This window comes from Streptomyces sp. A5-4 (assembly GCF_051131715.1).
Lineage (GTDB): Bacteria > Actinomycetota > Actinomycetes > Streptomycetales > Streptomycetaceae > Streptomyces.
Genome location: NZ_CP178591.1, coordinates 3,102,829 through 3,129,724 on the forward strand (window position 1 = coordinate 3,102,829; position 26,896 = coordinate 3,129,724).

21 protein-coding genes are annotated in these 26,896 nt (G+C 71.9%); 6 read left to right on the forward strand and 15 right to left on the reverse strand.

Annotated elements, in window-relative coordinates:
* Window positions 1–114 precede the first annotated feature (114 nt).
* The 8 genes from ACLLJJ_RS14235 to rsmI all read right to left on the reverse strand — a co-directional run bounded on the left by ACLLJJ_RS14235 (window position 115) and on the right by rsmI (window position 9,648).
* On the reverse strand, window positions 115–1,953 hold the full coding sequence (locus ACLLJJ_RS14235) for an ABC-F family ATP-binding cassette domain-containing protein (protein ID WP_434590706.1): 1,839 nt from the start codon (window positions 1,951–1,953) through the stop codon (window positions 115–117).
* Between the two features lie 100 nt (window positions 1,954–2,053).
* The gene (locus tag ACLLJJ_RS14240; protein WP_434590709.1) at window positions 2,054–3,427 is read right to left on the reverse strand and encodes an acyltransferase family protein; all 1,374 of its coding nucleotides are present in this window, start codon (window positions 3,425–3,427) and stop codon (window positions 2,054–2,056) included.
* A 333-nt stretch (window positions 3,428–3,760) separates the two neighbouring features.
* A complete protein-coding gene (locus ACLLJJ_RS14245) occupies window positions 3,761–4,675 on the reverse strand; it encodes a 4-(cytidine 5'-diphospho)-2-C-methyl-D-erythritol kinase (protein WP_434590712.1) in 915 nt (304 codons plus the stop codon).
* A 41-nt stretch (window positions 4,676–4,716) separates the two neighbouring features.
* Entirely contained in the window at window positions 4,717–5,601 is an 885-nt protein-coding gene (gene rsmA / locus ACLLJJ_RS14250) for a 16S rRNA (adenine(1518)-N(6)/adenine(1519)-N(6))-dimethyltransferase RsmA (protein ID WP_434600414.1), read from the reverse strand.
* A gap of 179 nt (window positions 5,602–5,780) precedes the next feature.
* The gene (locus tag ACLLJJ_RS14255) at window positions 5,781–7,100 is read right to left on the reverse strand and encodes a ubiquitin-like domain-containing protein (protein WP_434600415.1); all 1,320 of its coding nucleotides are present in this window, start codon (window positions 7,098–7,100) and stop codon (window positions 5,781–5,783) included.
* Window positions 7,101–7,329: 229 nt separating this feature from the next.
* Window positions 7,330–8,199 (reverse strand): TatD family hydrolase, encoded by an 870-nt coding sequence (locus ACLLJJ_RS14260; protein WP_434590715.1) that lies wholly within the window; start codon window positions 8,197–8,199, stop codon window positions 7,330–7,332.
* Window positions 8,200–8,258: 59 nt separating this feature from the next.
* Complete coding sequence (locus ACLLJJ_RS14265; protein WP_434590718.1) at window positions 8,259–8,639, reverse strand: hypothetical protein; 381 nt, start codon at window positions 8,637–8,639, stop codon at window positions 8,259–8,261.
* Between the two features lie 127 nt (window positions 8,640–8,766).
* A complete protein-coding gene (rsmI, locus tag ACLLJJ_RS14270; protein WP_434590721.1) occupies window positions 8,767–9,648 on the reverse strand; it encodes a 16S rRNA (cytidine(1402)-2'-O)-methyltransferase in 882 nt (293 codons plus the stop codon).
* Window positions 9,649–9,787: 139 nt separating this feature from the next.
* On the opposite strand from rsmI, the gene ACLLJJ_RS14275 reads away from it, so the two are divergent.
* From ACLLJJ_RS14275 to ACLLJJ_RS14290, 4 genes are all read left to right on the forward strand, one after another.
* Window positions 9,788–11,518, forward strand: coding sequence for a dolichyl-phosphate-mannose--protein mannosyltransferase (locus ACLLJJ_RS14275; protein ID WP_434590724.1), 1,731 nt, complete (start codon window positions 9,788–9,790; stop codon window positions 11,516–11,518).
* A 123-nt stretch (window positions 11,519–11,641) separates the two neighbouring features.
* Window positions 11,642–13,273, forward strand: a complete 1,632-nt coding sequence (locus tag ACLLJJ_RS14280) for a penicillin-binding transpeptidase domain-containing protein (RefSeq protein WP_434590727.1) — start codon at window positions 11,642–11,644, stop codon at window positions 13,271–13,273.
* A 74-nt stretch (window positions 13,274–13,347) separates the two neighbouring features.
* Entirely contained in the window at window positions 13,348–13,839 is a 492-nt protein-coding gene (locus ACLLJJ_RS14285; protein ID WP_434590729.1) for a YbaK/EbsC family protein, read from the forward strand.
* On the forward strand, window positions 13,836–14,687 hold the full coding sequence (locus tag ACLLJJ_RS14290) for an EamA family transporter (RefSeq protein WP_434590732.1): 852 nt from the start codon (window positions 13,836–13,838) through the stop codon (window positions 14,685–14,687). Before ACLLJJ_RS14285 ends, ACLLJJ_RS14290 begins: the two co-directional genes overlap by 4 nt.
* Window positions 14,688–14,849: 162 nt before the next feature.
* Here ACLLJJ_RS14290 and ACLLJJ_RS14295 read toward each other — a convergent pair whose 3' ends face one another.
* From ACLLJJ_RS14295 to ACLLJJ_RS14315, 5 genes are all read right to left on the reverse strand, one after another.
* Entirely contained in the window at window positions 14,850–15,650 is an 801-nt protein-coding gene (locus ACLLJJ_RS14295; protein ID WP_434590734.1) for an SDR family NAD(P)-dependent oxidoreductase, read from the reverse strand.
* 7 nt (window positions 15,651–15,657) lie between these two features.
* Entirely contained in the window at window positions 15,658–16,815 is a 1,158-nt protein-coding gene (locus ACLLJJ_RS14300; RefSeq protein ID WP_434590736.1) for a serine hydrolase domain-containing protein, read from the reverse strand.
* Between the two features lie 147 nt (window positions 16,816–16,962).
* Window positions 16,963–17,754 carry an energy-coupling factor ABC transporter ATP-binding protein gene (locus ACLLJJ_RS14305; protein WP_434590738.1) on the reverse strand — a complete coding sequence of 264 codons (792 nt, stop codon included), beginning with the start codon at window positions 17,752–17,754 and terminating at the stop codon, window positions 16,963–16,965.
* Complete coding sequence (cbiQ, locus tag ACLLJJ_RS14310; protein WP_434590741.1) at window positions 17,742–18,503, reverse strand: cobalt ECF transporter T component CbiQ; 762 nt, start codon at window positions 18,501–18,503, stop codon at window positions 17,742–17,744. Before cbiQ ends, ACLLJJ_RS14305 begins: the two co-directional genes overlap by 13 nt.
* A gap of 1 nt (window position 18,504) precedes the next feature.
* Entirely contained in the window at window positions 18,505–19,569 is a 1,065-nt protein-coding gene (locus tag ACLLJJ_RS14315; protein WP_434590744.1) for an energy-coupling factor ABC transporter permease, read from the reverse strand.
* Window positions 19,570–19,724: 155 nt separating this feature from the next.
* Between ACLLJJ_RS14315 and ACLLJJ_RS14320 the strand changes: the two genes are divergently transcribed.
* Window positions 19,725–20,156, forward strand: a complete 432-nt coding sequence (locus ACLLJJ_RS14320; protein WP_434590747.1) for an SsgA family sporulation/cell division regulator — start codon at window positions 19,725–19,727, stop codon at window positions 20,154–20,156.
* Between the two features lie 168 nt (window positions 20,157–20,324).
* Here ACLLJJ_RS14320 and ACLLJJ_RS14325 read toward each other — a convergent pair whose 3' ends face one another.
* The gene (locus ACLLJJ_RS14325; protein WP_434590749.1) at window positions 20,325–22,562 is read right to left on the reverse strand and encodes an MMPL family transporter; all 2,238 of its coding nucleotides are present in this window, start codon (window positions 22,560–22,562) and stop codon (window positions 20,325–20,327) included.
* A gap of 104 nt (window positions 22,563–22,666) precedes the next feature.
* Window positions 22,667–23,239, reverse strand: coding sequence for a TetR/AcrR family transcriptional regulator (locus ACLLJJ_RS14330; RefSeq protein WP_434590752.1), 573 nt, complete (start codon window positions 23,237–23,239; stop codon window positions 22,667–22,669).
* Between the two features lie 149 nt (window positions 23,240–23,388).
* Here ACLLJJ_RS14330 and ACLLJJ_RS14335 point away from each other — a divergent pair, with 149 nt between their 5' ends.
* Window positions 23,389–26,661: a S41 family peptidase gene (locus ACLLJJ_RS14335; RefSeq protein WP_434590755.1), complete on the forward strand. Its 3,273-nt coding sequence runs from the start codon at window positions 23,389–23,391 to the stop codon at window positions 26,659–26,661.
* Window positions 26,662–26,896: the final 235 nt, after the last annotated feature.

Consider the following 26,896-nt stretch of genomic DNA (forward strand, 5'->3'; position numbering starts at 1 on the left):
CGAGCGGGGTTTCTTTCTATCACTTGACCCCCTCGATACGGCGGGCCGGTCCTCCCCTGTTCCCAAGGGAGGACCGGCCCGTGATGCGCTCGTTATTTCCTTTGCACGCGTCCGCTACGCGTCTTCCGCAAGCTCCATCCAACGCGTCTCCAGCTCGTCGCGAGTCGTAGCAAGATCACGAAGTTCCGCGTCGAGCAGTGCGACCTTCTCGAAGTCGGTTGCGTTGTCGGCGATTTGGCCGTGGAGCTTGGTCTCCTTGTCGGAGAGCTTCTCCATCTGGCGCTCCAGCTTCTGCATTTCCTTGTTCGCCGCGCGGGCGTCGGAGGCCGCCTTCTTGCGGGCGGGGGCCGTCACCGAGGCCGAGGAGCCGGCGGACGAATTCGCGGAAGCCGCAGAAGGCGCATAAACCGCAGATTCGATCATCTGCCGCCTGCGCTCCAGATATTCGTCGAGCCCGCGCGGCAGGTTGCGCAGCGTAGCGTCGCCCATCAGGGCGTACACCTTGTCGGTCGTCCGCTCGATGAAGAACCGGTCGTGGGAGATCACGATGAGCGAGCCCGGCCAGGTGTCGAGCACGTCCTCCAGCTGCGTCAGCGTCTCGATGTCGAGGTCGTTCGTCGGCTCGTCGAGGAAGAGGACGTTCGGCTCGTCCATCAGCAGCCGCAGGATCTGCAGCCTGCGGCGCTCGCCGCCCGACAGGTCGCGGACGGGCGTCCACTGCTTCTCCTTGGTGAAGCCGAACTGCTCGCACAGCTGGCCCGCCGTCATCTCGCGGCCCTTGCCCAGGTCCACCCGGTCGCGCACCTGCTGGACGGCTTCCAGCACCCGCAGGGTGGGGTTGAGCTCGCTGACCTCCTGGGAGAGGTAAGCGAGCTTCACGGTCTTGCCCACGACGACCTTGCCCGCGGCGGGCTGGATGTCGCCCAGCGTGCGGGCCGCCTCGGTGAGCGCACGCAGCAGCGAGGTCTTGCCCGAGCCGTTCACACCGACCAGGCCGACACGGTCGCCGGGGCCGAGCTGCCAGGTGAGGTGCTTGAGCAGCGTCTTCGGGCCCGCCTGGACGGTGACGTCCTCCAGGTCGAACACGGTCTTGCCGAGCCGCGAGTTGGCGAACTTCATCAGCGCGGAGGTGTCGCGCGGCGGCGGCACGTCCGCGATCAGCTCATTGGCCGCCTCGACGCGGAAGCGCGGCTTCGACGTACGGGCGGGGGCGCCGCGGCGCAGCCAGGCCAGCTCCTTGCGGACCAGGTTCTGGCGCTTGGTCTCCTCGGTCGCCGCGATGCGCTCCCGCTCGGCGCGCGCGAAGACGTAGTCGGAGTAGCCGCCCTCGTACTCGTGGACGGAGCCGCCCTGCACGTCCCACATGCGGGTGCAGACCTGGTCCAGGAACCAGCGGTCGTGAGTGACGCAGACGAGCCCGGAGCGGCGGGCGCGCAGGTGCTGCGCCAGCCAGGCGATGCCTTCGACGTCGAGATGGTTCGTCGGCTCGTCGAGAACCAGCAGGTCGGGCTCGCCGACGAGGAGCTTGGCCAGCGCGATGCGGCGGCGCTCACCACCGGAGAGCGGGCCGATCACGGTGTCCAGGCCCTGCCCGAAGCCGGGCAGGTCGAGGCCGCCGAAGAGTCCGGTCAGTACGTCACGGATCTTGGCGTTGCCCGCCCACTCGTGGTCGGCGAGGTCGCCGATGATCTCGTGGCGGACGGTCGCCGCGGGGTCCAGCGAGTCGTGCTGGGTCAGCACACCGAGGACGAGACCGCCGATGTGGGTGATGCGGCCGGAGTCGGCCTCTTCCAGCTTGGCGAGCATGCGGATGAGGGTGGTCTTGCCGTCGCCGTTACGGCCCACGACGCCGATCCGGTCCCCTTCGGACACGCCGAGGGACACGCCGTCGAGCAAGGCACGGGTGCCGTACACCTTGCTGACTGCCTCGACATTGACCAGGTTGACGGCCATTGATGCGCGCTCCAGGAACGGGAATGGGATCGACGCTCCAGCGTAGTCGCCGAAGGCCGGTCCCTGAGCCGCGGCCTCGATGAGGCCGTTTCCGGGCCTCTCAGAGCCTTCCCGCACCGGTACGCGCCCGGCCTGCGGCCTCGACGAGGAGCCAGCCCCCGAGAGCCATGAACACCGCGGAGGGGGCGCTGACCGGCACGGCTATGAGCATCGCCGTGCGCCCTTCGAGCAGCTCGCCGAAGCCGACCATCGACAGGCCGAGCACCCCGAGCAGGCAGAGCGTGATGCCGAGGGCGGCGGCGGGCCCCGCGAGCGGGCCGGGGGCGGCGGGACCGGCCGGGCGCGACCCGGCGGGCCGGGTGGCGGCGGGGCGCGCCGCGGCGGGCCGCTCGAAGGTCCGGAACGCGGCGACGAACAGTGCGGTGAGAACGGTCGCCGCGGCGAACCGGAGCGGGACCTGCGCCCACCAGGCGCCGCCCGCCGGTGCGGGCAGGGGGACGTCGAGGGCGAGCAGGGCCCCGTACACACCGAGCATCGCGGTGAGGTGCCACAGGAACGCCGTCATCGCGATGCCGTTGGCGGCGACGACCGCACGCCAGACCCGCGGCCGGGCCACCAGGCGTGCGCCGGGGGCGCGCAGCAGCTCGACCGCGCCGACGAGCCACAGGGCGTGGCACAGCAGGGCGAGGGTGGGCGGCGCCATGTTGCTGACCTTCTCGCCGGGCATTCCGACCATGCTCAGCGGGTACGGCCCGAAGGCGACCAGGCCTGTCGCGGCGAGCAGACCGGTGCCCGCGAGGGCGGACGGCATGCGGATCATGCCGTCGGCGCGCAGGAACCCCAGCTGGTGCACGGCCAGCCAGACGAAGGCGAAGTTGAGGAACTCGACGAAAGGCACGTCGAGGCCGAACCGCAGTACGTCGACGGAAGCGGCAGCCGCGACGAGCACCCAGAACGCGCCCCAGCCGTACCGCTCGTGCAGCTTGAGCAGCGGCGGCGTGAAGGCCACCATCGCGAGGTAGATGCCGATGAACCACAGCGGCTGGGCGACGAGCCGCAACGCGACTCCGGTCAGCCCGCTGCCGCCGCCGAGGAGTTGGACCACGAGCGCGGCGGCGCCCCACACGAGGATGAAGACCATGGTGGGCCGCAGCAGCCGCTGGAGCCTGGCCCGCAGGAACGCCGAGTACACCGAGGTGCCCCCGGGCTGCTTGCGGCGCAGCGAGCGGTAGGAGAGGGCGTGCGAGAAACCGCCGACGAAGAAGAAGACGGGCATGATCTGCAGCGCCCAGGTCAGGAGCTGGAGTCCCGGTACGACGGCGAGCAGATTGCCGACCTCGCCGTCCTCGCCGACGGTGGCCATCAGCCAGTGCCCGGCCACGACGGTCCCCAGCGAGGCGACACGCAGCAGATCGATGTACCGGTCGCGCCCCTCGGGCGTCTTGTCGGCGAGCTCGCGAACGCTGTTTCCCATGCGGGTACGGTCGCGGACGCGGGGCGCGGAGGGGAGCGCGCGGGTACTCATTCGCGACCTGAGTACGCCCCTACCTGCCCCACCCCGCCCGCCCCTTCGGAGCTGCGGAAGGCGAAGCCCTCCTGTGGCGTCCGGCAACCGTCGGCGTCTGCGGGCCCATTCAGCCCGTCCGGCATTTGAGGACCGGGGGTCCGGGGTGTGTAGCCGCCCCGCGCTTCCCGACCCCGCCCGCTCCAGCCCGTCCGGCGTATGAGGACCGGGTTCCGGGGCGGAGCCCCGGTTACGGGAAGGGGCGGGGTGGGGAAGCTCCGCGCAGCGGGCCCGTACCCCGCGTCAGACCTCCCGCGCCCCCGCCGCCGGCGCCCCCGCCACCCTCGCGGTGCGGCACGTGCCCGACTCGCGCAGGGCCGTCGCCACCGTCTCCGCCGCCTCCGCGTCCTTCGTCAGGAACGCCGTCGTCGGCCCTGACCCCGACACCAGCCCGGCCAGCGCCCCCGCCGCCGTACCGGCGGCCAGGGTTTCGGCCAGCGAGGGGCGCAGCGAGAGGGCCGCCTGCTGGAGGTCGTTGGTCACGGCGCCGGCCAACGCCGTCGCGTCGCCCGTGCGCAGGGCGTTGAGGAGGGCGGGCGAGGCGACCGGGTCGGGGACGGCCGTGCCCTCGGTCAGGCGGTCGAACTCGGCGTACACCGCCGGCGTCGAAAGACCGCCGTCCGCGACCGCGAACACCCAGTGGAAGTCGCCGCCGACGTCGAGCGCGGTGAGGTACTCGCCCCGGCCGGTGCCCAGCGCCGCCCCGCCCACCAGGCTGAACGGCACGTCACTGCCCAGCTCCGCGCAGAGCGCGAGGAGTTCGGCACGGGACGCGCCGGTGCCCCAGAGCGCGTCGCAGGCCAGCAGTGCCGCCGCCCCGTCCGCGCTGCCGCCCGCCATGCCGCCGGCGACGGGGATGTCCTTGGCGATGTGGATGTGGACGTCGGGAGCGATGCCGTGGCGCGCGCCCAGCGCGAGCGCGGCCCGCGCCGCCAGGTTCGTGGCGTCCAGGGGGACCTGCGCCGAGTCCGGGCCCGAGCAGGTGATCCGCAGTGAGTCGGACGGGGTGACGGTGACCTCGTCGTACAGGCCGACCGCCAGGAAGACGTTGGCCAGGTCGTGATAGCCGTCGGGCCGCGCGCCGCCCACCGCCAGCTGAACGTTGACCTTCGCGGGCACGCGGACGGTGACCGGCCCGCTCACGCCCCGACCGCTCATACCCGCACCTCTCGTGCCTCCACCGCTCCCACCCGCACGCATCACGCCTTCGCCTCCGCGATACGGGCGAACTCCTCCACCGTCAGCGCCTCGCCGCGTGCCTGCGGCGAGATCCCGGCCGCGACCAGGGCCGCCTCGGCGGCGGGCGCGGACCCGGCCCAGCCCGAGAGCGCCGCCCGCAGCGTCTTGCGGCGCTGCGCGAAGGCCGCGTCGACGACCGCGAAGACCTCGGCCTTGGCGGCGGTAGTCCTGATCGGCTCCGTACGGCGGACCAGCGAGACGAGTCCCGAGTCGACGTTCGGCGCGGGCCAGAAGACGTTGCGGCCGATCGACCCGGCCCGCTTGACCTCGGCGTACCAGTTGGCCTTCACCGAGGGCACACCGTAGACCTTGTTGCCCGGCTTGGCCGCGAGCCGGTCCGCGACCTCCGCCTGGACCATGACCAGGGTCCGCTCGATGGTCGGGAATCGCTCCAGCATGGTGAGCAGGACGGGGACCGCGATGTTGTACGGAAGGTTCGCGACGAGCGCGGTGGGCGGCGGCCCCGGCAGCTCGTGGACCTGCATCGCGTCGGAGTGGACGAGCGTGAAGCGGTCGGCCCGGCCCGGCATCCGCGCCGCGATGGTGGCGGGCAGCGCGCCCGCGAGGGCGTCGTCGATCTCCACGGCGACGACCCGGTCGGCCGCTTCGAGAAGGGCCAGCGTCAGCGAGCCGAGGCCGGGGCCGACCTCGACGACCACGTCGTCCGGGCGCACCCCGGCCGTCCGTACGATCCGGCGGACCGTGTTGGCGTCGATCACGAAGTTCTGGCCGCGCTGCTTGGTGGGGCGCACGCCGAGCACCGCCGCCAGTTCCCGGATGTCGGCGGGACCCAGCAGGTTGTCGGAGACCGGGGCGGGCCCGGGGGCGGGTGCGGAGTCAGGCAGGGGCGCAGAAGGCTCAGTGGTGCTCACCGCTCAAGCGTAAAGGGCCCCGGCCCCCGGCTCGGCCTGCCGAGGACCCCGGCCCGTTCCACCCGCGGCATCCGTCCGCCGTGCACATGGCGTCCGGAGTCCCCGCAGGCGGTGGCCGCCCCCGTCGCCACCACCGGCGACGGCCACCGCCCCTACAGCCGGCTGCCGCAGTGCGGCCACGGGCTGGACCCGCGCTGGACGTACAGCTTCTTCGCCCGGAACGTCTGCTCGCCGGCGCTCGCCTCCTGCGCGCGCCCGCTGCCGCCGAGGGACTGCCAGGTCTGGGTGTCGAACTGGTAGAGGCCGCCGTAGTTGCCGGTCGGGTCGACGGCGCCCGGCCTGCCGCCCGATTCGCAGTGGGCCAGCCCGCTCCAGTTGAGCCCGTCCGCCCCGGCGACGGCGGTCGGCATCGCCTTGGTGCCGACCTTCACTCGCTGGGTGACCGGCTCGCGGGCGATCTCCTCGGCGATCCTCCTGGGCCTCTGCTTGACGCCGTTGACGGTGCGCAGGGCGTACGTGACCCGGCGCGCGCCCTGCTTGCCCGCCTGCGCGACGACTTCGGTGCCCTTGAACAGCGTGGGGTCCTGGGTCCGCTCGACGGTGAAGGGAATGGGCTCCTCGCGCACTTCCTTGCTGCCCGTGATCCGCATCACGGTGATCGTCTGCCCGTCGCGCGGGAAGGTGCCGGACGGCACGGAGGTGGTGTCCTGGCCGCGCAGGCTGATGCCCGCCTCGTCCAGGGCCTCCCCCACGGTCGCGGCGTTCGTGCGGATGGTCCGCTCCCGCCCGTCCGCCATGAACGTCACCGACCGCTCGGTGCGGACGTCCAGTGCGAGCCCGCTGCGCCCGATCGCGGAGGCGCGCGAGGTGGAGAGGAACGCGCCCTCCGCGCGCACCCCGAGCTGGCGCAGTGCGCCGTCCACGGTGCGGGCGGTGGTCCACAGCTGTCGGCGTTGGCCGTCCAGGGTGAGGGTCACGGGCCGGCCGTAGTGGACGACGATCTCGTCGCCGCTGGCCAGGGCCTCGCCGGGGGCGGGGGCGACGAGGTCGTGCTCCCCGACGGTGACGCCCTGGTCGGCCAGCAGTTCGTCCACGTCGTCGGCGAAGGTGTGCATGGTCCGGGGCACGCCGTCGACGCTCAGCCTGATCGCCTTGTCGTTGGCGATGAACGCGGAGGTGCCGCCGGCCAGGAAGGCGACGACCAGGGCCTGCGGGACGAGCCGCCGGAACGTGTCGGGCCGTTCCCCCTTGCGCCGCCGTGCGGCCCGCCGGGCCCCTCCGCGACGGTCGGCCCCCGAAGAGGCCCCCGTCCCCGCCGCCGCGCCCGCGTCGGCCGCGTCGCCCGCGTCGGCGGCGGGGGCGGCGGGGGAGGCCTGGCGCGGCAGCTGCCGCTCGGGCGCCGCGTGGGCGCCGTACAGCGGCGCGCCGTAGGGCAGCGTCTCCAGCGACGCGTACTCCTCGGGCCCGTACAGGTCCTGCCCGTGCGTGTCGGGATCATATGTGCCCGGTCCCGACGCCCTGCCCGCCGCACGTCGGCCACTGCCGCCGCGCGCCGCGCGGTGACTGCCCTGCGAATTGCTCACGACGCTCCAGAGGTCCGGCCCGCCCAGATGACGCTGCGGGCCGGGACACTAGCGGAGCGCCGGTCACTCTCCAAAGTGACACAGCTACGCTGTGTCGCCGGATTGACCGCTGTTCGGCTCAGTAATCGAATGCGCGTGCCGTATTGGCGGCGAGCGCCGTGGCCAGGACGTCCTCTTCGAGTCCCTTGACCGCCGCCATCGCCCGTACCGTGACCGGAATGAGATACGGCGCGTTAGGCCGTCCGCGGTACGGGGCGGGGGTCAGGAACGGCGCGTCGGTTTCGACGAGGACCAGTTCGAGCGGTGCGACCGCGAGCGCGTCGCGCAGTGGCTGGGCGTTCTTGAACGTCACGTTTCCGGCGAAGGACATGAAGTAGCCCTTGCGTGCGCAGATCTCCGCCATGGCCGCGTCACCGGAGTAGCAGTGGAAGACGGTTCGCTCGGGCGCACCCTCCTCGTCGAGGACCCGCAGCACATCGGCGTGCGCGTCACGATCGTGGATGACGAGTGCCTTGCCGTGCCGTTTGGCCATCTCGATGTGGGCCCGGAAGGACAGCAGTTGGGCCGCCATTCCGTCGGGGCCGGTGCGGAAGTGGTCGAGCCCGGTCTCCCCGACGGCCTTGACGTACGGCAGGCCCGCCAGCCGGTCGATGTCCGCCAGCGCCTCGTCGAGCGCCCCCTCGCCACCGCCGGGGCGCGCGCCCTGGCGCGACCAGCCGTCCGGGTCGCCATGGACGATGCGGGGAGCTTCGTTGGGGTGCAGGGCCACGGCGGCGTGCACGTTCTCGTACGTCTCGGCGGTGACCACCGCCCAGCGCGAGCCCTTTACGTCGCAGCCCACCTGGACGACAGTCGTGACACCGACCGACACGGCCTTCGCCAGTGCCTCCTCGACCGTGCCGTCCTGCATGTCCAGGTGAGTGTGCGAATCGGCGACCGCCACCCGAAGCGGCTCGGGCAGCGGCGGTGGGGCGTCTTGAGGGGTCATGGTCACGATCGTACGAAAACCACGCCCCGTGCCTCACTCCGCCACTTCACCGCAAGCCTTCACTTGCGGTGCTGGAAGGGATGGAACAGATTCGAGAAGTGCCAGTGATGCGGCTCCGGCCGCTCCCCGGCCGGCACCACCAGGGGCCCGGCCGGCGCCGTCGCGGGCTGCGCCCACTGGGCCGCCTGCACCGAGGACACCTGCCCCGACCGCATGATCCGCACGACACGGCCGCCGCAGTTCAGGCACAGGGGGCGGGACAGGGGTGACGGCACCCGCATCCCGTCGGCCGTATAGACCACGAACTCGTGCCCCGTACCGTCGGTGTGGTGCTTGATCTCGTACGCCTGCTCCCAGCCGTGCCCGCACCTCATGCAGGCGAAGGCGTAGGCCTCGTGAACGGTGGTTCCTGCGCCGGCGGTGTCTGCGATCTCGCTCATGCCAGCTCCTTTCCACTGATCCAGTGGATGCCCATTCGGGCGGGAGCGCATCAGGTCCTGCCGATATATGGAGCGGTCTTGGCCTTTCCATGGAAAAGGGCCCGATACGCGGCCTGCGCTTTACTTTTTACGATAGTCCTTTACCGTCCGCAGAGCCCGCCCGTGCCGCATTCTTTGCCGCGACGACGGCATCGAATACCTCGCGCTTGGGCAGTCCCACTTCTGCGGCGACCGACACAATGGCCTCCTTGCGCCGCTCCCCCGCCTCTTCGCGCACCTGCACCCTGCGCACCAGCTCGGCCGGGTCCAGGTCGAGCACCGCGTCGGGGGCGCCCTCGACGACGACGGTGATCTCGCCGCGCACGCCGTCGGCGGCCCACTCGGCGAGCGCCTTCAGTGGCCCGCGCTTCACTTCCTCGTACGTCTTGGTCAGCTCGCGGCAGACCGCGGCCCGCCGCTCGTCGCCGAACACCTCGGCCATCGCGGCGAGCGTGTCGTCGAGGCGGTGCGGGGCCTCGAAGTACACCAGGGTCCTGCGCTCACCTGCGGCCTCGCGCAGCTTGCTCAGCCGCTCGCCCGCCTTGCGCGGCAAGAAGCCCTCGAAGCAGAAGCGGTCGACGGGCAGCCCGGACAGCGCGAGCGCGGTCAGCACGGCGGACGGCCCTGGCACCGCCGTGACCTTGATGTCCTTCTCGACGGCGGCGGCGACCAGCCGGTAGCCGGGGTCCGAGACGGACGGCATGCCCGCGTCGGTCACCAGCAGCACCCGCGAGCCGCCCTCCAGCGCCTCGACGAGCTCAGGCGTACGCGCGGTCTCGTTGCCCTCGAAGTACGACACGACACGCCCCGTGGTGCGCACACCGAGCGCCTGGGTGAGGCGGCGCAGCCGACGCGTGTCCTCGGCGGCGATGACGTCGGCCCGCTCCAGTTCGGCGGCGAGCCGGGGCGGGGCGTCCGCGACGTCACCGATGGGGGTCCCTGCGAGGACAAGGGTTCCGCTGCTGGTCATTACTGCCTTCTCACCGAGGTCGACCGACGTTCTGCGTGTCCAGTCTGACGGACTGGGGCGGGCACAGCGCCCCATCACGACGGGGCCCTCCCGGCCGCGCAGCGACCACGGGCACAGATGTGTTCCCTACGATGGCGCGGTGACCAGTACCGCGTCAGAAGCCCAGCAGGGCCACGCCGCCGAAGAGCAGCCGCCCTCGTGGCAGCGCCGGCTGCGCCGATTCGGCCATGCACCCAGGCAGACCGTCGGCCTGAGTGACCGACTTGTGCCGCCGTACAGCAAGCCTGGCACCGAGCTCTGGAGAGGCCTCGGGGTGCCGCCGGCCGCCATGGGAGTCGTGGCGCGGCTGGTGCGGTGGTCGGCGTGGGGCGGGCCTCTGCTGGTCGCGTTCGTCGCCGGGCTGCTGCGGATCTGGCACCTCGGCAGCCCCAAGGCGGTGATATTCGACGAGACGTATTACGCGAAGGACGCCTGGGCGCTCGTCAACCAGGGGTACGAGGGCCAGTGGCCCAAGGACATCGACAAATCGATCCTCGCCGACCCGTCGCGGGTCCCCATTCCGGACGACCCCGGCTATGTGGTGCACCCGCCGGTCGGCAAATGGGTCATCGGGATCGGTGAACAGCTCTTCGGTTTCACGCCGTTCGGCTGGCGCTTCATGGTCTGTGTGCTCGGCACGGTCTCGGTGCTGATGCTGTGCCGGATCGGGCGGCGGCTGTTCCGCTCGACGTTCCTGGGGTGCCTGGCGGGCACCCTGCTCGCCGTCGACGGTCTGCACTTCGTGATGAGCCGCACGGCGCTGCTCGACCTGGTGCTGATGTTCTTCGTGCTCGGCGCGTTCGGCTGCCTGCTGGTCGACCGGGACTGGGCGCGAAGGCGGCTGGCCGCCGCGCTGCCGCGCGACGACGAGGGAGTGCTGCGGCCCGATGCCCTGGTCGCGGAGAAGCTGCGCCTGGGCCTGCGGCCGTGGCGGATCGCCGCCGGGGTGTGCCTGGGTCTGGCGTTCGGCACCAAGTGGAACGGCCTGTACATTTTGGCCGCGTTCGGTCTGCTGACGGTGTTGTGGGACGTGGGCGCCCGGCGGACGGCGGGTGCGGTGCGGCCGTATCTCGCGGTGCTCAAGCGCGACATCCTGCCGGCGTTCGGCTCGACGGTCGTGGTCACCTTCGCGGTGTACATCGCCTCCTGGACGGCCTGGATCGTCTCCAAGAACGGCTACTACCGCGACTGGGCCGCGGGCGCGGGGCGCGGCGGGAGCTGGACCTGGCTGCCCGACTGGCTGCGCAGCCTGTGGCACTACGAGACCGAGGTCTACAGCTTCCACGTCAATCTGACGTCCGGTCACACCTACCAGTCGAACCCGTGGAGCTGGCTCGTCCTGGGCCGCCCGGTCTCGTACTTCTACGAGTCGCCCAAGCCCGGGAAGGACGGCTGCTCGGCGGCCGAGAAGCACGAGTGCGCCCGCGAGGTGCTGGCGCTCGGGACACCTCTGCTGTGGTGGGCGGCGTGCTTCGCGGTGCTGTACGTGCTGTGGCGCTGGGCGTTCCGCCGCGACTGGCGGGCCGGGGCGATCGCCTGCGGCATCGCGGCCGGCTGGGTGCCCTGGTTCTTCTACCAGGAGCGGACGATCTTCCTCTTCTACGCCGTCGTGTTCGTCCCGTTCCTGTGCCTGGCGGTGGCGATGATGATCGGCGCGATGCTCGGGCCACCGGGCTCGGACGAGCGCCGGCGCGCGATCGGCGCGATCGGCGCGGGTGTGCTCGTCCTGCTCATCATCTGGAACTTCATCTATTTCTGGCCCATTTACACGGGCCAGACCCTCCCGATGGACGCCTGGCGCAGTCGCATGTGGCTCGACACCTGGGTGTGAGGGGCGCGGATCCCGGTCCGATAACAGTCACCCCATGTGTCGCGGCTGTCCCGTAGGGTACGCCTCAGCACTTCTTTGAACATGTTCAGTTCAAGAGGACTCCTGGGGAGGGGACTGCATCGCATGCGCAGTGGAGCGAAGGCCGCCATAGTCGGCGGGGTGTTTCTCGTCGCGACCGGGGGCGTGGCCTACGGCGGCTACACCCTGCTGAGCGGCGAGAGCGACGAGACCGGTCCGGACGTCAACACCCGCTCGGCACCCAGGAAGACCGGCCCGCCGAGCGTGTCGGAGGTCGACAGGACCACCAAGGCGTTCCTGACGGCCTGGTCGAAGGGCGACGTGCGGGCCGCCGCCGACCTGACCAACAACGCCGCTGCCGCGCGGCCCGCCCTCGACGCCTACCGCACCGTGGCGCACGTGTCCGCGGTGACGCTGACGCCGGGCGCCCCGGTCGGCGCGAAGGTGCCGTTCACCGTGAAGGCGACGGTGACGTACCCGGAGGCGAAGAGCAAGCCCTGGTCGTACGCGTCCGAACTGACCGTCGTCCGCGGGCTCACCACCGGCGCCCCCCTGGTCGACTGGGCCCCCGCCGTGGTCCACCCGCGGCTGAAGGCCGACGACAGGCTGACGGCGGGCGAGGCGGCGGCCCCGCCCATCAAGGCGGTGGACCGCGACGGCGCGGAGCTGACGAAGGAGAAGTACCCGTCCCTCGGCCCGGTCCTGGACACCCTGCGCGAGAAGTACGGCAAGAGGGCGGGCGGGAAGCCCGGCGTCGAGCTGGCCATCGAGGGCGCGGACGGCGAGGCGCCCGTACGCTCGCTGCTCACCCTCACCAAGGGCCGGCCGGGGAAGCTGACCACCACGCTGGACGCGGGCATCCAGGCGGCTGCCGAGAAGGCCGTGCGGCGCTACCGGAACTCCTCGGTGGTGGCGGTCAAGCCGAGCACCGGCGAGATCAGGGCCGTCGCCAACAACCGCGACGACGCGTTCAACGCGGCGATGCTCGGCAAGCAGGCGCCCGGCTCCACGATGAAGATCGTGACGGCGGCGATGCTCCTTGAGAAGGGCCTGGTCGGCGCCGACCGCCCGGTCGAGTGCCCGGCGGACGTCATGTACCAGGGCCGGACCTTCCACAACCTCGACAACTTCGACATCAAGAACGGCACCTTCACGCAGAGCTTCGCCAAGTCCTGCAACACCGCCTTCATCAAGCAGATCGACGACACGAAGGACGACGCGGCGCTGGCCAAGGAGGCCCAGGAGGTCTTCGGCATCGGGCTCGACTGGCAGACCGGCGTCACCTCGGCGGACGGCTCCGTGCCGATGGCGTCCGGCGGCGAGGCCGCGGCGCAGTACATCGGGCAGGGTACGGTCCAGATGAACGTCCTCAACATGGCGTCCGTCACCGCCACCGCCAAGACCGGCACCTTCCGGCAGCCGGTTCTCGTCCCGCGCTCGCTCGACGGCCGGGAGATCGCGCAGGCGCCCCGCTCGCTGCCCGGCGGCGTCTCCGAGCAGCTGCGCACCATGATGCGGGTCACCGCGAGCAGCGGCACCGGCGCGCAGGCGATGGCCTCGGTCGGCGGGGACAAGGGGGCGAAGACCGGCTCGGCGGAGGTCGACGGGCAGGGTACGTCGAACAGTTGGTTCACCGGGTTCAGCGACGACGTGGCGGCTGCCGCGGTCGTGGAGTCCGGCGGGCACGGCGGAGACGCGGCGGGCCCACTGGTCGCCACGGTGCTGCGCGCGGGCTGACCGCGCGTCGGCCGGCACCGCACACCAGGTAACCGAGTCGCATGGCCCGTACAGCCAACGCTAGCGTGCGGGCCATGAGCACTCCCGAAAGCACCGGCCACCCCCGCTTCACCGAGGCCCTGCGCGAACTGGGCATCGCGGACATCGAGGTACGCCGCTTCCCCGACGCGACCCGCACGGCCGTCGAGGCGGCTGCCGCCGTCGGCTGCGAGCTGAGCCGGATCGTCAAGTCCCTGGTCTTCGAGGCGGACGGCGTGCCCGTCCTGGTCCTGCTGGACGGGGCCTCGCGCGTCGATGTGGAGCTGGTGCGCCGGGAGCTGTGCGCGGCGAAGGTCGGGCGGGCCGACGCCGATCTCGTACGGAAGACGACCGGCTACGCGATCGGCGGCGTGCCGCCCTTCGGGCACCGCACGAAGACACGCGTGCTCGCCGACCGGGGGCTGCTCGCCCACGAGGAGGTCTGGGCCGCGGCCGGGACCCCGCACACGGTCTTCGCGATGGACCCCAGGACGCTGGTCGGCCACTCCGGCGCGACCGTCGCCGATCTGCGCGAGCAGACCGCGTGACGCCGCTCGTCGTCACGGCGGTGCTCATCGCCGCGTTCACGCACGCCAGTTGGAACGCGATAGCCCACCACATCAAGGACCAGCTCGTCTCCTTCACGTTGATCTCCGGCGGCGGCGCGCTGATCGGCCTGCTCGCGGCGGGGTTCGTGCCCTTCCCCGCCGCGGAGGCGTGGCCGTACCTGATCCTGTCCGCGGCGCTGCACGTCGGCTACATGGTGCTGCTGATGCGGTCGTTTAGCCTCGGCGACTTCGGCCAGATGTATCCGATCGCCCGGGGCACGGCGCCGCTCGCGGTCACGGTACTGGCGGCGGTCTTCGTCGACGAGTGGCCGGGCGGCTGGCAGTTGGCGGGCGTCGCGGTCGCCTGCGCCGGGCTGGTCGGCGTGGCGCTCTGGGGCATCAAGGGCGCGGGCGGGCGCCCGCACTGGCCGGCGCTGGTAGCGGCGCTGGCGACGGGCCTCTCCATCGCCGCTTACACGGTGGTGGACGGCATGGGCGTACGCGCGTCCGGCTCGTCCCTCGGCTACATCGCGTGGCTGATGATCCTGGAGGGCCTGGCCATCCCGGCGTACGCCTGCTACCGCCGACGCGGTGAACTCCTGTTCCAGCTGCGCCCGTTGGCGGTGCGCGGGCTGATCGGCGCGGCCCTGTCGGTGACGGCGTACGGCCTGGTGCTGTGGGCCCAGACCCGGGCACCGCTGGCACCGATCGCGGCGCTGCGGGAGTCGTCGATCATCGTGGGGGCGGCGATCGGGGCCCTGTTCTTCAAGGAGCGCTTCGGGGCTCCGAGAATCGCGGCGGCGAGCCTGATGGTGGTCGGGATCGGCCTGATGCTCCACACGGGCTGACGGCGCGGCCCGGCCCCGGGCGGGTCGCCCCGCCCAACGGCGAGGGGCGCGCAGGTCGCAGACGTCTCGATTCGGCCCGTCCGGGCGGCAGTTGGGGGCGGCACTTGGGGGCGGTACGGCCGAAGGGCGCGCACCGGCCCACGCCCCCGTCCCGCCTCACCCCTACATCGCGCCCCGGAACCCCAGGTTGCTGACCAGCAGACCGCCGTCCACCGGCAGTGTCACTCCGGTGATCCACGCCGCGTCGCGCGACGCGAGGAAGGCGACCGCCGCGGCCACGTCGTCGGGGCGTCCCACCCGGCCCAGCGGATAGTGCGCCGCGGCCCGCTCCAGGCTCGCCTCCCGCCCCGCCCACGCCTCCGTCGCGACCGTCCCCGGCGCCACCAGGTTGACCCGTACGCCCCGCGCCGCCGCGTGGCCGGCCAGGGTGCGGGTCAGGCTCGCGAGGCCCGCCTTGGCCGCGCTGTACGCGTGGTTGCCGAAGTCCTGCTCGCCGTTGACCGAGCCGACACTGACGATCGCCCCGCGCCCCGAAGCCGCCAGGTGCGGCAGCGCGGCCCGCGCGCAGCGGAAGGCGCCGGTGAGCGTGATGTCGAGGTCCCGTTCCCACTCCGCGTCGTCCTCGTCCTCGAAGAGCGCCGCGTCGGGCGCGCACGAGCACGCGTTGTTGACCAGCACGTCGAGCGCCCCGAACTCCCCTACCGCGCACTCCACCGCCGCCCGGACCGAGTCCCGGTCCCCCACGTCGCAGCGCAGCGCCACCGCTCCCGGGATCGACTCCGCCGCCTTCGCCGCCCGTTCCCCGTCCAGGTCCGTGACCAGCACCCGCGCGCCCTCGCCCGCGAGTCTGCGGGCCACCGCCTCGCCGATGCCGCGCCCGGCGCCGGTGACCAGTACGCCGTACCCCTCGAACCGCGGGGGTACGGGCACCGGCGGCTGCGTCGATTCAAGTGTGGGTGTCATCCACCGATCATGCAGCGGACCGTACGGCCCTGACCAGGGCCTGTGCGCGGGGGTCGGCGGTGACCCCCTTCTGGAGCCCGTTGGTCACATAGCCGAACGCGATGCCCGCCTCCGGATCGGCGAAGCCCAGCGAGCCGCCCCGCCCCGGGTGCCCGAACGAGCCGGGCCCGAGCAGCGGCGCCCCGGAGCCGTGCAGCATGAAGCCGAGCCCGAAGCGGGTGTTGACGACCAGCACCCGGTCGGGGCCCGCCGATTCCTCGGTCCGCGCCAGCGTGAGCGTGGCCGGCGCGAACAGCCGGTGCCCGTCCACCGCCCCGATCATCGCCGCGTAACACCGTGCCAGCGCCCGCGCGGTGGAGATCCCGCCCGAGCCGGCCAGACCTGCGGCGCGGTAGGCGGGGTCGTTGTCGTCCACGACCGGATCGATCGCCCCGAACGCACGCCGGGTGAGGGAATCGGGGTCCCCGTACGCCTCGGTCACACTGCGCCGGGGCCGCACCCGCAGCGTCCCCGGGGCCTCGGCCGGTGCCTCCACCCGCCCTGTCCTGCCCACCCGGTGGGCCTCGTCCGGGGGCAGGCCGATCCAGAAGTCGAGCCCGAGCGGCCGGCCGATCTCCTCGGCGATCCACCGCCCGATGGTCCGCCCGGTGACCCGCTTGACCAGCTCGCCGATCAGCCAGCTGTACGTGTGCGCGTGGTAGCCGTGGTCGGTGCCCGGCTCCCACAGCGGCTGCTGGGCGGCGACCGCGCGCGGCCCGGAGACCCCGTCGATCGCCTCGGCCAGGGTCAGCGGGCGGTCCAGCAGGGGAACGCCGGCGCGGTGCGAGAGCAGATGCCGTACGAGTACCCGCTCCTTGCCGCCCGCCTTGAACTCCGGCCAGTACGTGGCGACGGAGGCGTCCAGGTCGATCTGCCCGCGCTGGTGCAGCAGCAGCGGCACCGCCGCGGCGACACCCTTGGTCGCGGAGTGCACGACCTGCGCGGTGTCGACGGCCCACGGCTCGGGCCCGTCCACGTCACGCGTGCCCGCCCACAGATCGACGACCTTGATGCCGCGCCGGTAGACGGCGACCGCGGCGCCGCGTTCGCCGCGCTGCTCGAAGTTGCGTACGAAAGCGTCCTTGACCGGCTCGAAACCGGCCGCAACCGTGCCTTGGACGTCCACGCCCGCACTCCCGCTCTTCACTCTTCGTCCCGCGTTCGCGCGCCCGATGGCGCCGCGCACCCCCATGGTGCAACGTGGTCCGGTCCAGTGGTCCGGTGGGGTCAGTCCGGTGCCCCGGTCCCGGATCGGTCGCGGGTCCTTCCGTTCTCAGCGCCCGGTCGTCGTCACCGAGCGCGGGTCGAAGCCGAACGGCAGCTCCAGCCGGTGCGAGCGCATCAGTTCCTCGTTGGTCAGCAGGTCCTGGGTCCGCCCGTCCGCCGCGATGACCCCGTCGCTGAGCACCACGGCACGCGGGCACAGTTCCAGCGCGTAGGGCAGATCGTGCGTGACCATCAGCACGGTGACGTCCAACGACCGCAGGATGTCGGCCAGTTCGCGGCGGGACGCCGGGTCGAGGTTGGACGAGGGTTCGTCGAGGACCAGGATCTCCGGCTCCATCGCCAGTACGGTCGCGACCGCCACCCGGCGCCGCTGCCCGAAGGAGAGATGGTGCGGCGGGCGGTCCGCGAAACCGGCCATGCCGACCTGGCCCAGCGCCTTCGCGACGCACGCCTCCAGCTCGGGGCCGCGCATTCCGGCGGCCGCCGGCCCGAAGGCGACGTCCTCGCGGACCGTAGGCATGAAGAGCTGGTCGTCGGGGTCCTGGAAGACGATGCCGACGCGGCGGCGGATCTCGGCGAGGTGCTGCTTGCCGACGGGCAGCCCGGCCACCGTCACGGTGCCCGCCCCGGCCGTGAGGATGCCGTTGAGGTGCAGCACGAGGGTGGTCTTGCCGGCGCCGTTGGGTCCCAGGATCGCGACCCGCTCACCGCGCGCGACGGTCAGGTCGACGCCGAACAGGGCCTGATGCCCGTCCGGATAGGCGTAGGCGAGACCCGAGACTTCGAGCGAGGCGGCGGCGGGGGACGGAGAGGGCACGGGTGTGGTCACAGGGTCCATCCCAACAGACATACCGCGAGCGCGGACAACGGGAGCGCCGCGGCCGTCGACCACTGCGCCCGCGAGGCGGTCACCTCGTCGATCACCGGCATCGTCCCGGTGTACCCCCGGCTGATCATCGCCAGATGCACCCGCTCGCCCCGCTCGTACGAGCGGATGAACAGCGCGCCCGCCGATTTGGCCAGCACACCCCAGTGCCGCACCCCCCGCGCCTCGAAGCCGCGCGAGCGGCGGGCGATCGACATGCGCCGCATCTCGTCGGTGATCACATCGCCGTAGCGGATCATGAACGACGCGATCTGGACCAGGAGCGGCGGGAGCCGCAGCCGTTGCAGGCCGAGCAGCAGGGAGCGCAGCTCGGTGGTGGAGGCGAGCAGGACGGAGGCGGCGACGCCGAGCGTCCCCTTCGCCAGGACGTTCCAGGCCCCCCACAACCCGGAGACGCTCAGCGACACGCCGAGCACCTCCACCCGCTCGCCCTGCGCCACGAACGGCATCAGCACGGCGAAGGCGACGAAGGGCACCTCGATGAGCAGCCGCTTCAGCAGATAACCGGCCGGTACGCGGGACGCGTACGCGACCGCGCCGAGCAGCACGGCGTACAGACCGAAGGCCCAGACCGCCTCGCGCGGGGTGGACACCACGACGAGCACGAAGCAGAAGACGGCGGCGAGCTTGCAGTGCGGAGGCAGCTCGTGGACCGCCGTGTGACCGTGCCGGTAGAGCCGGTGCGCATGACCCGCACCCATGTCAGGCCGATTCCTCGGCGCGGACCGGGGTGGTGTCGCTCCGCGACCCGTCCTCGCGACGGCGGCGTACCGCCCAGAAGATGCCGGTGCCCGCCACGACGGTCGCGCCGACACCGATCACGCCCGCGAGACCGCCGGAGATCCGCGGGTTGGCGATGTCCTTGATGCCGTAGTCGGCGAGCGGGGAGTTCGCGGTGGCGTGCTCCCCGACCTTCTTGTCGATGCCCTGGTCGGCGGCGACCTTCTCCAGGCCGTCGGGGCTCGCCGACGCGTAGAAGCTGACGACCCCGGCGATGACGAGGGCGGAGACCAGGCCCGCGCCCCAGACCTTGCGGGTGGAGCGGGCCGCGACGGGGGCCGGGGCGGGCTCCGGGGTCGCGTCGACGAGCTTGCCGCCAACGAGCAGCTTGAGCGGCGCGGCCAGATCGCGCGCGCCGTGCACCAGGTCGGGTCGTACGGCGATGACGGCGCCCACCGTCGCGGCGGTGATCATGGCCTCGCCGACGCCGATGAGGACATGCACGCCGACCATCGCGGTCAGCACCTTGCCGACCGGGATGTCGGTGGTCCCGCCGATCGCGTAGATCAGCGTGAAGGCACCGGCCGCGGCCGGCACGGACACCAGGGCGGCGACGAAGGAGGCGGCGGTCACCGAGCGCCGACCGCGCGGCAGCACCTTGACCAGGCCGCGGAAGATCCCGTACGCCACGACGACCGTGACCACGCCCATGACCGTGATGTTCACACCGAGCGCGGTGAGACCGCCGTCGGCGAAGAGGATGCCCTGCATCAGCAGGACGACCGATACGCAGAGCACTCCGGTGAAGGGGCCGACGAGTATCGCGGCGAGCGCACCGCCCAGCAGGTGCCCGCTGGTGCCGGCCGCGACCGGGAAGTTCAGCATCTGCACGGCGAAGATGAACGCCGCCACCAGGCCCGCGAGGGGCGCGGTCCGCTCGTCCAACTCGCGGCGCGCACCGCGCAGGCTGACGGCTACGGCACCGGCGGCAGCGACTCCGGCGATCGCGGAAACCGGCAGGTTGATGAATCCGTCGGGGACATGCATGGGTGCTCCGCTCGGGCGGGTTGGTTAGCCGTTCGATAATAGTGCCCTGTTGCGAAGAGGTTGCAAGAGCGCACGGTTCCCGCACCGGCCTGGAGCATGGACCACAAAATATGGGACATTAGGTTAATAACATCGTGAATGTGAGGAGCCGACCCATGCACCCCGTCATCGAAGACCACGCACGGGCCCGCCTCATTACGGATGCCCCGTACCACCGGTCCGTCCCCGTCGCGCTGCGCTACGACATGGACGAGGACCCCCTCGCCGTATGCCTCGTCTTCCCCGCGGGCATCTCCCCCGGCGACTCCGAGAACGAGTGGGTGCTGGCCCGCACCCTCCTTGAGACGGGGCTGAGCCGACCCGTCGAGACCGAGAGCGGCAATGTCCGGGTCTGGCCGTGCGGCCGGGTGCAGGCCGTGCTGGAGCTGCACTCGCCCCAGGGCGTCGCGGTGATCCAGTTCGACCGCGCGCCCCTGCTGCGCTTCCTGCGCCGTACGCACTCGGCCGCCTCCGGGGCGGACGCGCCCGCGGTCGCCCCCGCCTCCGGACCGGCGGCCGGATCCACGGCCCTGCCCCAGCTCGGATGACGCGGAGGCCCCCGGCCGCACTGGCCGGGGGGCCTCCTCGACGCACCGGGTCCCGTCCCCACGAGCCGGTGCGTGCCCGGGGGCCGCGCTCCGCTGACGCGGGCCCCCGGGAGTAGTCGAACGCCGCGATCACTCAGGCGCGATGTGCGCGCCGCGACCACTCGACGCTCAGGCGTTCACCAGCTCACGGTCCCCGTCCGGGCCCTTGCCCTGATCGGCCGACGCGTCGTCGCCCAGCTCCTTGCGGAGCTGCTCGCCCTCGACGTCGACGTTGGGCAGTGCCTTGTCCAGCCAGCGCGGCAGCCACCAGGCGGCCTTGCCGAGCAGCGCGAGCACCGCGGGCACGATGGCCATCCGTACGACGAAGGCGTCGAAGAAGACCGCGATGGCGAGCCCGAAGCCGATCATCTTGATCATCGACTCGCTGGATCCGATGAAGCCCGCGAAGACCGCGATCATGATCACGGCGGCGGCCGACACAACCCGCGCCCCGTGCCGGAACCCGGTGACGATGGCCTGCCCCGGCCGCTCCCCGTGCACGTACGCCTCACGCATCCTGGTGACCAGGAAGACCTCGTAGTCCATGGCGAGACCGAAGACCACACCGACCATGAAGATCGGCATCATGCTCATGATCGGGCCGGTCTGCTCCACGCCGAGGACCGAGCCGAGCCAGCCCCACTGGAAGACCGCGACGACCGCGCCGAGTGCGGCGACGACCGAGAGCAGGAAGCCGAGTGCCGCCTTGAGCGGCACCAGGACCGAGCGGAAGACCACCATCAGCAGCAGGAAGGCCAGGCCGACGACGAGCGCCAGGTAGGGCAGCAGCGCGTCGTTCATCTTCTGCGAGAAGTCGATGTTCATGGCCGTCGAGCCGGTGACGAGGACTTCGACGCCCTCGTCGGACTTGAGGTCCGCGCCCGCGTCGCGGATGGAGTGGACCAGCTCCTCGGTCTCGATCGAAGAGGGACGGTCCTTGGGGATGACGGTGATCACCGAGGTGTCACCGGCCTTGTTGGGGGCGCCCGGCACGGTGGCCACGACGCCGTCCATGCCCTTCACCCGGTCGTTGACCGCACGGAACGCCGCCTTGGCGTCCTCGCTGCCCTGGGCGTCGGCGACCAGCATCAGCGGGCCGTTGAAGCCGGGGCCGAAGCCCTCGGACAGCAGGTCGTACGCCTTGCGCTGGCTGGTGGAGACCGGCTGCGAGCCGTCGTCGGGCAGGCCCATCTCCAGCGAGCCGGCCGGGATGGCGATGATGCCGAGCCCCATCACGCCCGTGAGCAGGACGGCGACCGGGCGGCGCAGTACGAAGCGCGCCCAGCGGGTGCCCATGTTCGGCTTGGCCTCGGCCTTGTCCTCGGCCCCGCCCCCGGTGGCCGCGTTGCGCGCCTTGCGGCCGACGATCCGCTTGCCCGCGAAGCCGAGCAGCGCCGGCACGAGGGTGAGCGCGATGAGGACGGCGATGACCACGGTGCCCGCCGCGGCGAAGCCCATCTTCGTCAACATCGGAATGTTGACCACGGCCAGACCCACCAGGGCGATCACCACGGTGAGACCGGCGAAGACGACCGCGGAACCCGCGGTGCCGACGGCCCGTCCCGCCGCGTCCTCGGGCTCGCGGCCGTCGGCCAGCTCCGCGCGGTAGCGGGAGACGATGAACAGCGCGTAGTCGATACCGACCGCGAGGCCGATCATCATCGCGAGTGTGGAGGTGGTGGAGCCGAGGTCGAGCACGTTCGCCAGCGCGGTGATCGTGGACACACCGATGCCGACGCCGATGAGCGCGGTGAGCAGCGGCAGTCCGGCGGCCACCAGCGAACCGAAGGTGATGACCAGCACGATCGCGGCGATCGCGACCCCGATGATCTCGGTGGACCCGGTCTCGGGCACCGCCTGGAGCGCGTCACCGCCGATCTCCACGGTGAGTCCGGCGTCGCGCGCCTCGTCACCGGCGCCGGTGAGCGCCTCCTTGCTCGCGTCGGTCAGTTCCATGCCGCTGACCTTGTACGAGACCTGGGTGTACGCCGTCGAGCCGTCCTGGCTGACGGCCTTGCCCACGTACGGGTCGACGACCTGGGTGACCTGCTCGGCGGAGGACTTCAGGTCGGCGACGACCTTCTTGACCTCGGCCCTGTGGTCGGGGTCGGTCATCTTCTCGCCGACGGGCGCCTTGAAGACCACACGGGCGGTCGCACCGTCGGCGCTGGCCCCGGGGAAGCGCTGTTCGAGCAGGTCGAAGGCCTTCTGGGCCTCCGTGCCCGGTATGGAGAAGGAGCTGGAGGACGCGGTGGCCGCCGAGGTGGCGCCGACACCGGCGAGCACCAGCAGCGCCACCCACGCGAGGGCGACGAAGGGGCGGCGGCGGAAGGCGAACCGGCCCATTTTGTAGAGGAACGTAGCCACGAGGGCGTCTCCCGGTCGGGTCGTTGGAGCTGGAACAGGGCGTGTAGAACCACCCCGACGACGAGAGCGGTGCGCGTCAGGTAGGCGTGAAGCTGCGGGGAGAGTCAAACGCCGAGGGCGGGGAGGACCACGGCGTCGATGTAGTCGGCGAGGAAGGCTCGGTCCGGTGACCGGTCCTCGATCAGCTGCTGGGCGACGAAGGCGCCGACCACCATGTGCGGGAGATAGCGCATGGCCGGGGTGTCGGCGGCAAGTTCCCCCCGGTCCACCGCGCGTTGCAGCAGACCGTTGAGTCCGGTCATCTCGGGCTCGATCAGCAGTTCCCGAAGCGCCTTGTGCAGGTCGGGATTTCCGTGGATGGCCTGGGCCAGACCCCGCATCAGCGCGGAGTCCTTCTCCATCTGGCAGTCGTCGGTGCGCTCCACCAGGGCGTAGAAGTCGCCGCGCAACGAGCCGGTGTCGATGTCCGCGAAGTGGACGGGCTTGTTGTGCCGCAGGGCCCTGGCGACCAGCTCGGGCTTGTTCCCCCACTGGCGGTAGAGGGTGGCCTTGCTGGACTTGGTACGGGTGGCCACGGCGTCCATGGTCAGGGCGTCGTAGCCGACCTCGCGCAGCAGGTCGAGCACGGCTTCGTACAGTTCGGTCTCACGTTCGGGCGTGAGCCTGCTGCGGGCCATCCTCGACCTCCTCGGGCACTTGATGTCGCACGGAACGAAACTGTTTCGTACACCACGACACTACGCCTCACTCGAACGAAACGAACTCGTTTCGATGGTGTTCTGCGCCACAAGTTGCCGCACCCCTCGCCCGCGGGAAGCATTGGGGGGTGAGCGACGACGGCGCGTACCTCCGCTTCCCGCACCTCCACGGCGATCTGCTGTGCTTCGCCGCGGAGGACGACCTCTGGGTCGCACCGCTGGTCCCCGAGAGACACCGGCCGTCCCGGGCCTGGCGAATCACCGTCGACCGCACCAAGGTCACCCACCCGCGCTTCTCCCCGGACGGCAAGCACCTCGCGTACACGACCTGGCGCAGCCTGGACCCGGAGGTGCACCTCGCACCCGTCGCCGGCGGGCCGGCCCGCAGGCTGACCTACTGGGGCTCGATCGACGCCCGGGTCTGCGGCTGGTCGCCCGAGGCCCCCGACAGCCCGGCGAGCATCCTCGCGGTGTCCTCGCACGGCCAGCCCTTCTCCTACTACTCCTGGGCCTACAGCCTGCCCACCGACGGCAGCCCCGGCGGCAAGCTGCCGTGGGGCCCGGTCGCCGACATCGCGATCGCGGACATCGACGGCGAGCGCCGCACGCTCCTGCTCACCGGAAAGCCGCCGCACGAGCCCGCCGCATGGAAGCGCTACCGGGGCGGGGCGACAGGGCGGCTGTGGCTCCACGGGGAGCAGCTGCTGCCGGACATCGGGGGCCATCTGGACTGCCCGATGTTCGTCGGCGGGCGCATCGCCTTCCTCTCCGACCACGAGGGCATCGGCAACCTCTACTCCTGCCAGTACGACGGCACCGACCTGCGGCGGCACACCGACCACGACACGTACTACGCGCGCCACGCGTCCAGTGACGGCGAGCGGGTGGTCTACCAGTGCGCGGGCGACCTCTGGCTGGTCGACGGGCTCTCCGAGGGAGGCGTACCGCGCAAGCTGGAGGTGCGCCTGGGCGGGCCGCGCGCCGGACGGCGCAGCTACCAGGTCCCCGCCGCCAGCCACGTCGACGCTCTCTCGGTGGACGAGACGGGCCGGGCGAGCGCCGTTGTGGTGCGCGGCAGCCTGTACTGGCTCACCCACCGCGACGGCCCGGCCCGCACCATCACCGACACGCCGGGAGTACGCAGCCGGCTGCCGGAGATGCTCGGCAGCGGCGGGCAGGTCGCGTACGTCACCGACGCGGAGGGCGAGGACGCGATCGAGATCGCCTACCTGCCGCGGGCCAGCGGCGAACGCGCCCCGAGGCGACTGGCGTCCGGGGAGCTCGGGCGCGTACAGGAAATGCTGTCGGACCCGGAGGGCGAGCGCATCGCGATCGCCGCGCACGACGGGCGGCTGCTCCTCATCGACGCGACCGAGGAGTCCGGCGGCGAGGTCACCGAGCTGATCCGCTCCCTCAACGGGCCGGTGCGCGACCTGGCCTTCTCCCCCGACGGCACCTGGCTGACCTGGTCCCATCCCGGGATCGGCCGCTCGCTGCGGCAGATCAAGATGGCGCGGATCGCCGGGCCCGGGATGCACACCACCGTCGATGTCACCAACGGCCGCTTCGAGGACGAGAACCCGGTGTTCACCAGCGACGGCCGCTACCTCGCCTTCCTCTCCTGGCGCGGTTTCGACCCGGTGTACGACGTGCACACCGGGGACCTGTCCTTCCCCCTGGGCTGCCGCCCCTACCTCGTCCCCCTCTCCTCCGCGACCCCGTCCCCCTTCGCCCTGTCACCGGACGGCCGCCCGGCGGCCGGCGGCCTCGACCCCACGGACGACGAGAGCGCCGAAGGCACCGTCCTGGTAGAGATCGAGGGCCTGGAGAGCCGGGTGACGCCCTTCCCCGTGGCCGCCTCCAAGTACTCGGCGCTGAACGCGGTGAGCGGCGGCGGTCTGGTGTGGCTGCGCTGGCCGATCTCGGGGGCGCTCGGCGAGACCTTCGCCAACCCGGCAGACATGTCGGGCCGCCCCACCCTGGAACACTTCAACATCACCAAGGCGCGCAAGAGTGAACTCGTCGACCACATCGACTGGTTCGCGGTGAGCGGCGACGGCTCCCGCCTGGTGGTCATGGACGAGGGCGAGCTGCGGGCCGTCCCCGCCACGGAGTCCGGCGACAACGACTCCACGGTCTACCTCGACCTGCGCCGCATCCTGCACGACGTGGACCCGGAGGCCGAGTGGCGCCAGGCCTACGACGAGGCGGGCCGCGTTATCCGGGCGTACTTCTGGGAGCCGGGGATGTGCGGCATCGACTGGGACGCGATCCTCGCCCAGTACCGCCCGCTCCTCGAACGGATCGCCACACCCGACGAGTTCGCCGATCTGCTGCGCGAGGTCCTGGGCGAGCTGGGCACCTCGCATGCGTACGTCGCCGCCGCACGCCGCAGCGAAGGCCCGCGTCACTACCAGCGGGCGATGGGCCTGCTGGGCGCCAATATGGTGTGCCGGGACGGGAGTTGGCTGATCTCCCGCATCCTGCCCGGCGACTCGTCGGACTCCAAGGCGCGCTCCCCGCTGGCCGGTACGGGCATCAGGGAGGGCGCGGTCCTCACCCACGTGGACGGCCGCCCGGTGGACCCGGTCACCGGGCCCTTCCCTCTGCTGGCGGCGGCGGGCGGCACCACGGTGGAACTGACCTTCCAGCCCGCCGAGGGCGAGGGCCGGGCCCGCAGAGTGGCGATCGTCCCGCTGATCGACGAGCGCCCGCTGCGCTACCAGGACTGGGTGGCCAAACGCCGAGAAGTGGTACGGGAGTTGAGCGACGGCAAGTGCGGCTATCTGCACATCCCCGACATGGGCGGCTCGGGCTGGGCCCAGTTCAACCGGGACCTGCGCCTGGAGGTGCAGCGCCCCGCGCTGATCGTCGACGTACGGGGCAACGCGGGCGGGAACATCAGCGAACTGGTGGTGGAGAAGCTGACCAGGACCATCGTCGGCTGGGACCTCACCCGGAACGCCCAACCCGTCTCGTACGCCTCGAACGCACCACGCGGCCCGGTGGTGGCCCTGGCGGACGAAGCGACGTCGTCGGACGGCGACATGATCACGGCGGCCTTCAAGCTCCTGGAACTCGGCCCGGTGGTGGGCCGCCGCACCTGGGGCGGCGTGGTCGGCATGACGGGCCGGCACACGCTGGGTGACGGAACGGTGATCACTGTCCCGATGAACGCGGCCTGGTTCGACGAGTACGGCTGGTCGGTGGAGAACCACGGAGTGGAACCGGACATCGAGGCCCTGCGCACCCCCCTGGACTGGGCAGAGGGCCGCCACGCCCAACTGGACGACGCGGTCAGGGTGGCCCTGGACCTCCTGGAGACCCACCCGGCGTCCACCCCGCCCGGCTACCAGAACGTCCCGAACAAACGCCGCCCACAACTGCCGCCAAGGCGGTGACCGCTCGGCCGGGCGGGGCGGGGTCCCGGGGTCGGTGCCGCGGCGGGGGTCGGTGCCGCGGCGGGGTCGGTGCCGCGGCGGGGTCGGTGCCGCGGCGGGGTCGGTGCCGCGGCGGGGTCGGTGCCGCGGCGGAGCGTCTCCTCGGGTGCCGAACGTTCGGGCACTGCTGCGTGAGGTTCGCGGTGGTTGCGTCCGACACCCTGCGGGGAGCGCCCCGCCACGTCCCCTCCCGGCA

Excerpts from the sequence above, each read along its gene's own strand:
- ACLLJJ_RS14280 (WP_434590727.1), top strand. The coding sequence starts at position 11,642 with ATGCGCAGTGGAGCGAAGGCCGCCATAGTCGGCGGGGTGTTTCTCGTC.
- ACLLJJ_RS14330 (WP_434590752.1), bottom strand. The coding sequence starts at position 23,239 with ATGGCCCGCAGCAGGCTCACGCCCGAACGTGAGACCGAACTGTACGAA.
- ACLLJJ_RS14295 (WP_434590734.1), bottom strand. The coding sequence starts at position 15,650 with ATGACACCCACACTTGAATCGACGCAGCCGCCGGTGCCCGTACCCCCG.
- ACLLJJ_RS14285 (WP_434590729.1), top strand. The coding sequence starts at position 13,348 with ATGAGCACTCCCGAAAGCACCGGCCACCCCCGCTTCACCGAGGCCCTG.
- ACLLJJ_RS14265 (WP_434590718.1), bottom strand. The coding sequence starts at position 8,639 with ATGAGCGAGATCGCAGACACCGCCGGCGCAGGAACCACCGTTCACGAG.
- ACLLJJ_RS14315 (WP_434590744.1), bottom strand. The coding sequence starts at position 19,569 with ATGCATGTCCCCGACGGATTCATCAACCTGCCGGTTTCCGCGATCGCC.
- rsmI (WP_434590721.1), bottom strand. The coding sequence starts at position 9,648 with ATGACCAGCAGCGGAACCCTTGTCCTCGCAGGGACCCCCATCGGTGAC.
- ACLLJJ_RS14320 (WP_434590747.1), top strand. The coding sequence starts at position 19,725 with ATGCACCCCGTCATCGAAGACCACGCACGGGCCCGCCTCATTACGGAT.
- ACLLJJ_RS14305 (WP_434590738.1), bottom strand. The coding sequence starts at position 17,754 with ATGGACCCTGTGACCACACCCGTGCCCTCTCCGTCCCCCGCCGCCGCC.
- ACLLJJ_RS14240 (WP_434590709.1), bottom strand. The coding sequence starts at position 3,427 with ATGGGAAACAGCGTTCGCGAGCTCGCCGACAAGACGCCCGAGGGGCGC.
- cbiQ (WP_434590741.1), bottom strand. The coding sequence starts at position 18,503 with ATGGGTGCGGGTCATGCGCACCGGCTCTACCGGCACGGTCACACGGCG.
- ACLLJJ_RS14245 (WP_434590712.1), bottom strand. The coding sequence starts at position 4,675 with ATGAGCGGTCGGGGCGTGAGCGGGCCGGTCACCGTCCGCGTGCCCGCG.
- ACLLJJ_RS14235 (WP_434590706.1), bottom strand. The coding sequence starts at position 1,953 with ATGGCCGTCAACCTGGTCAATGTCGAGGCAGTCAGCAAGGTGTACGGC.
- ACLLJJ_RS14260 (WP_434590715.1), bottom strand. The coding sequence starts at position 8,199 with ATGACCCCTCAAGACGCCCCACCGCCGCTGCCCGAGCCGCTTCGGGTG.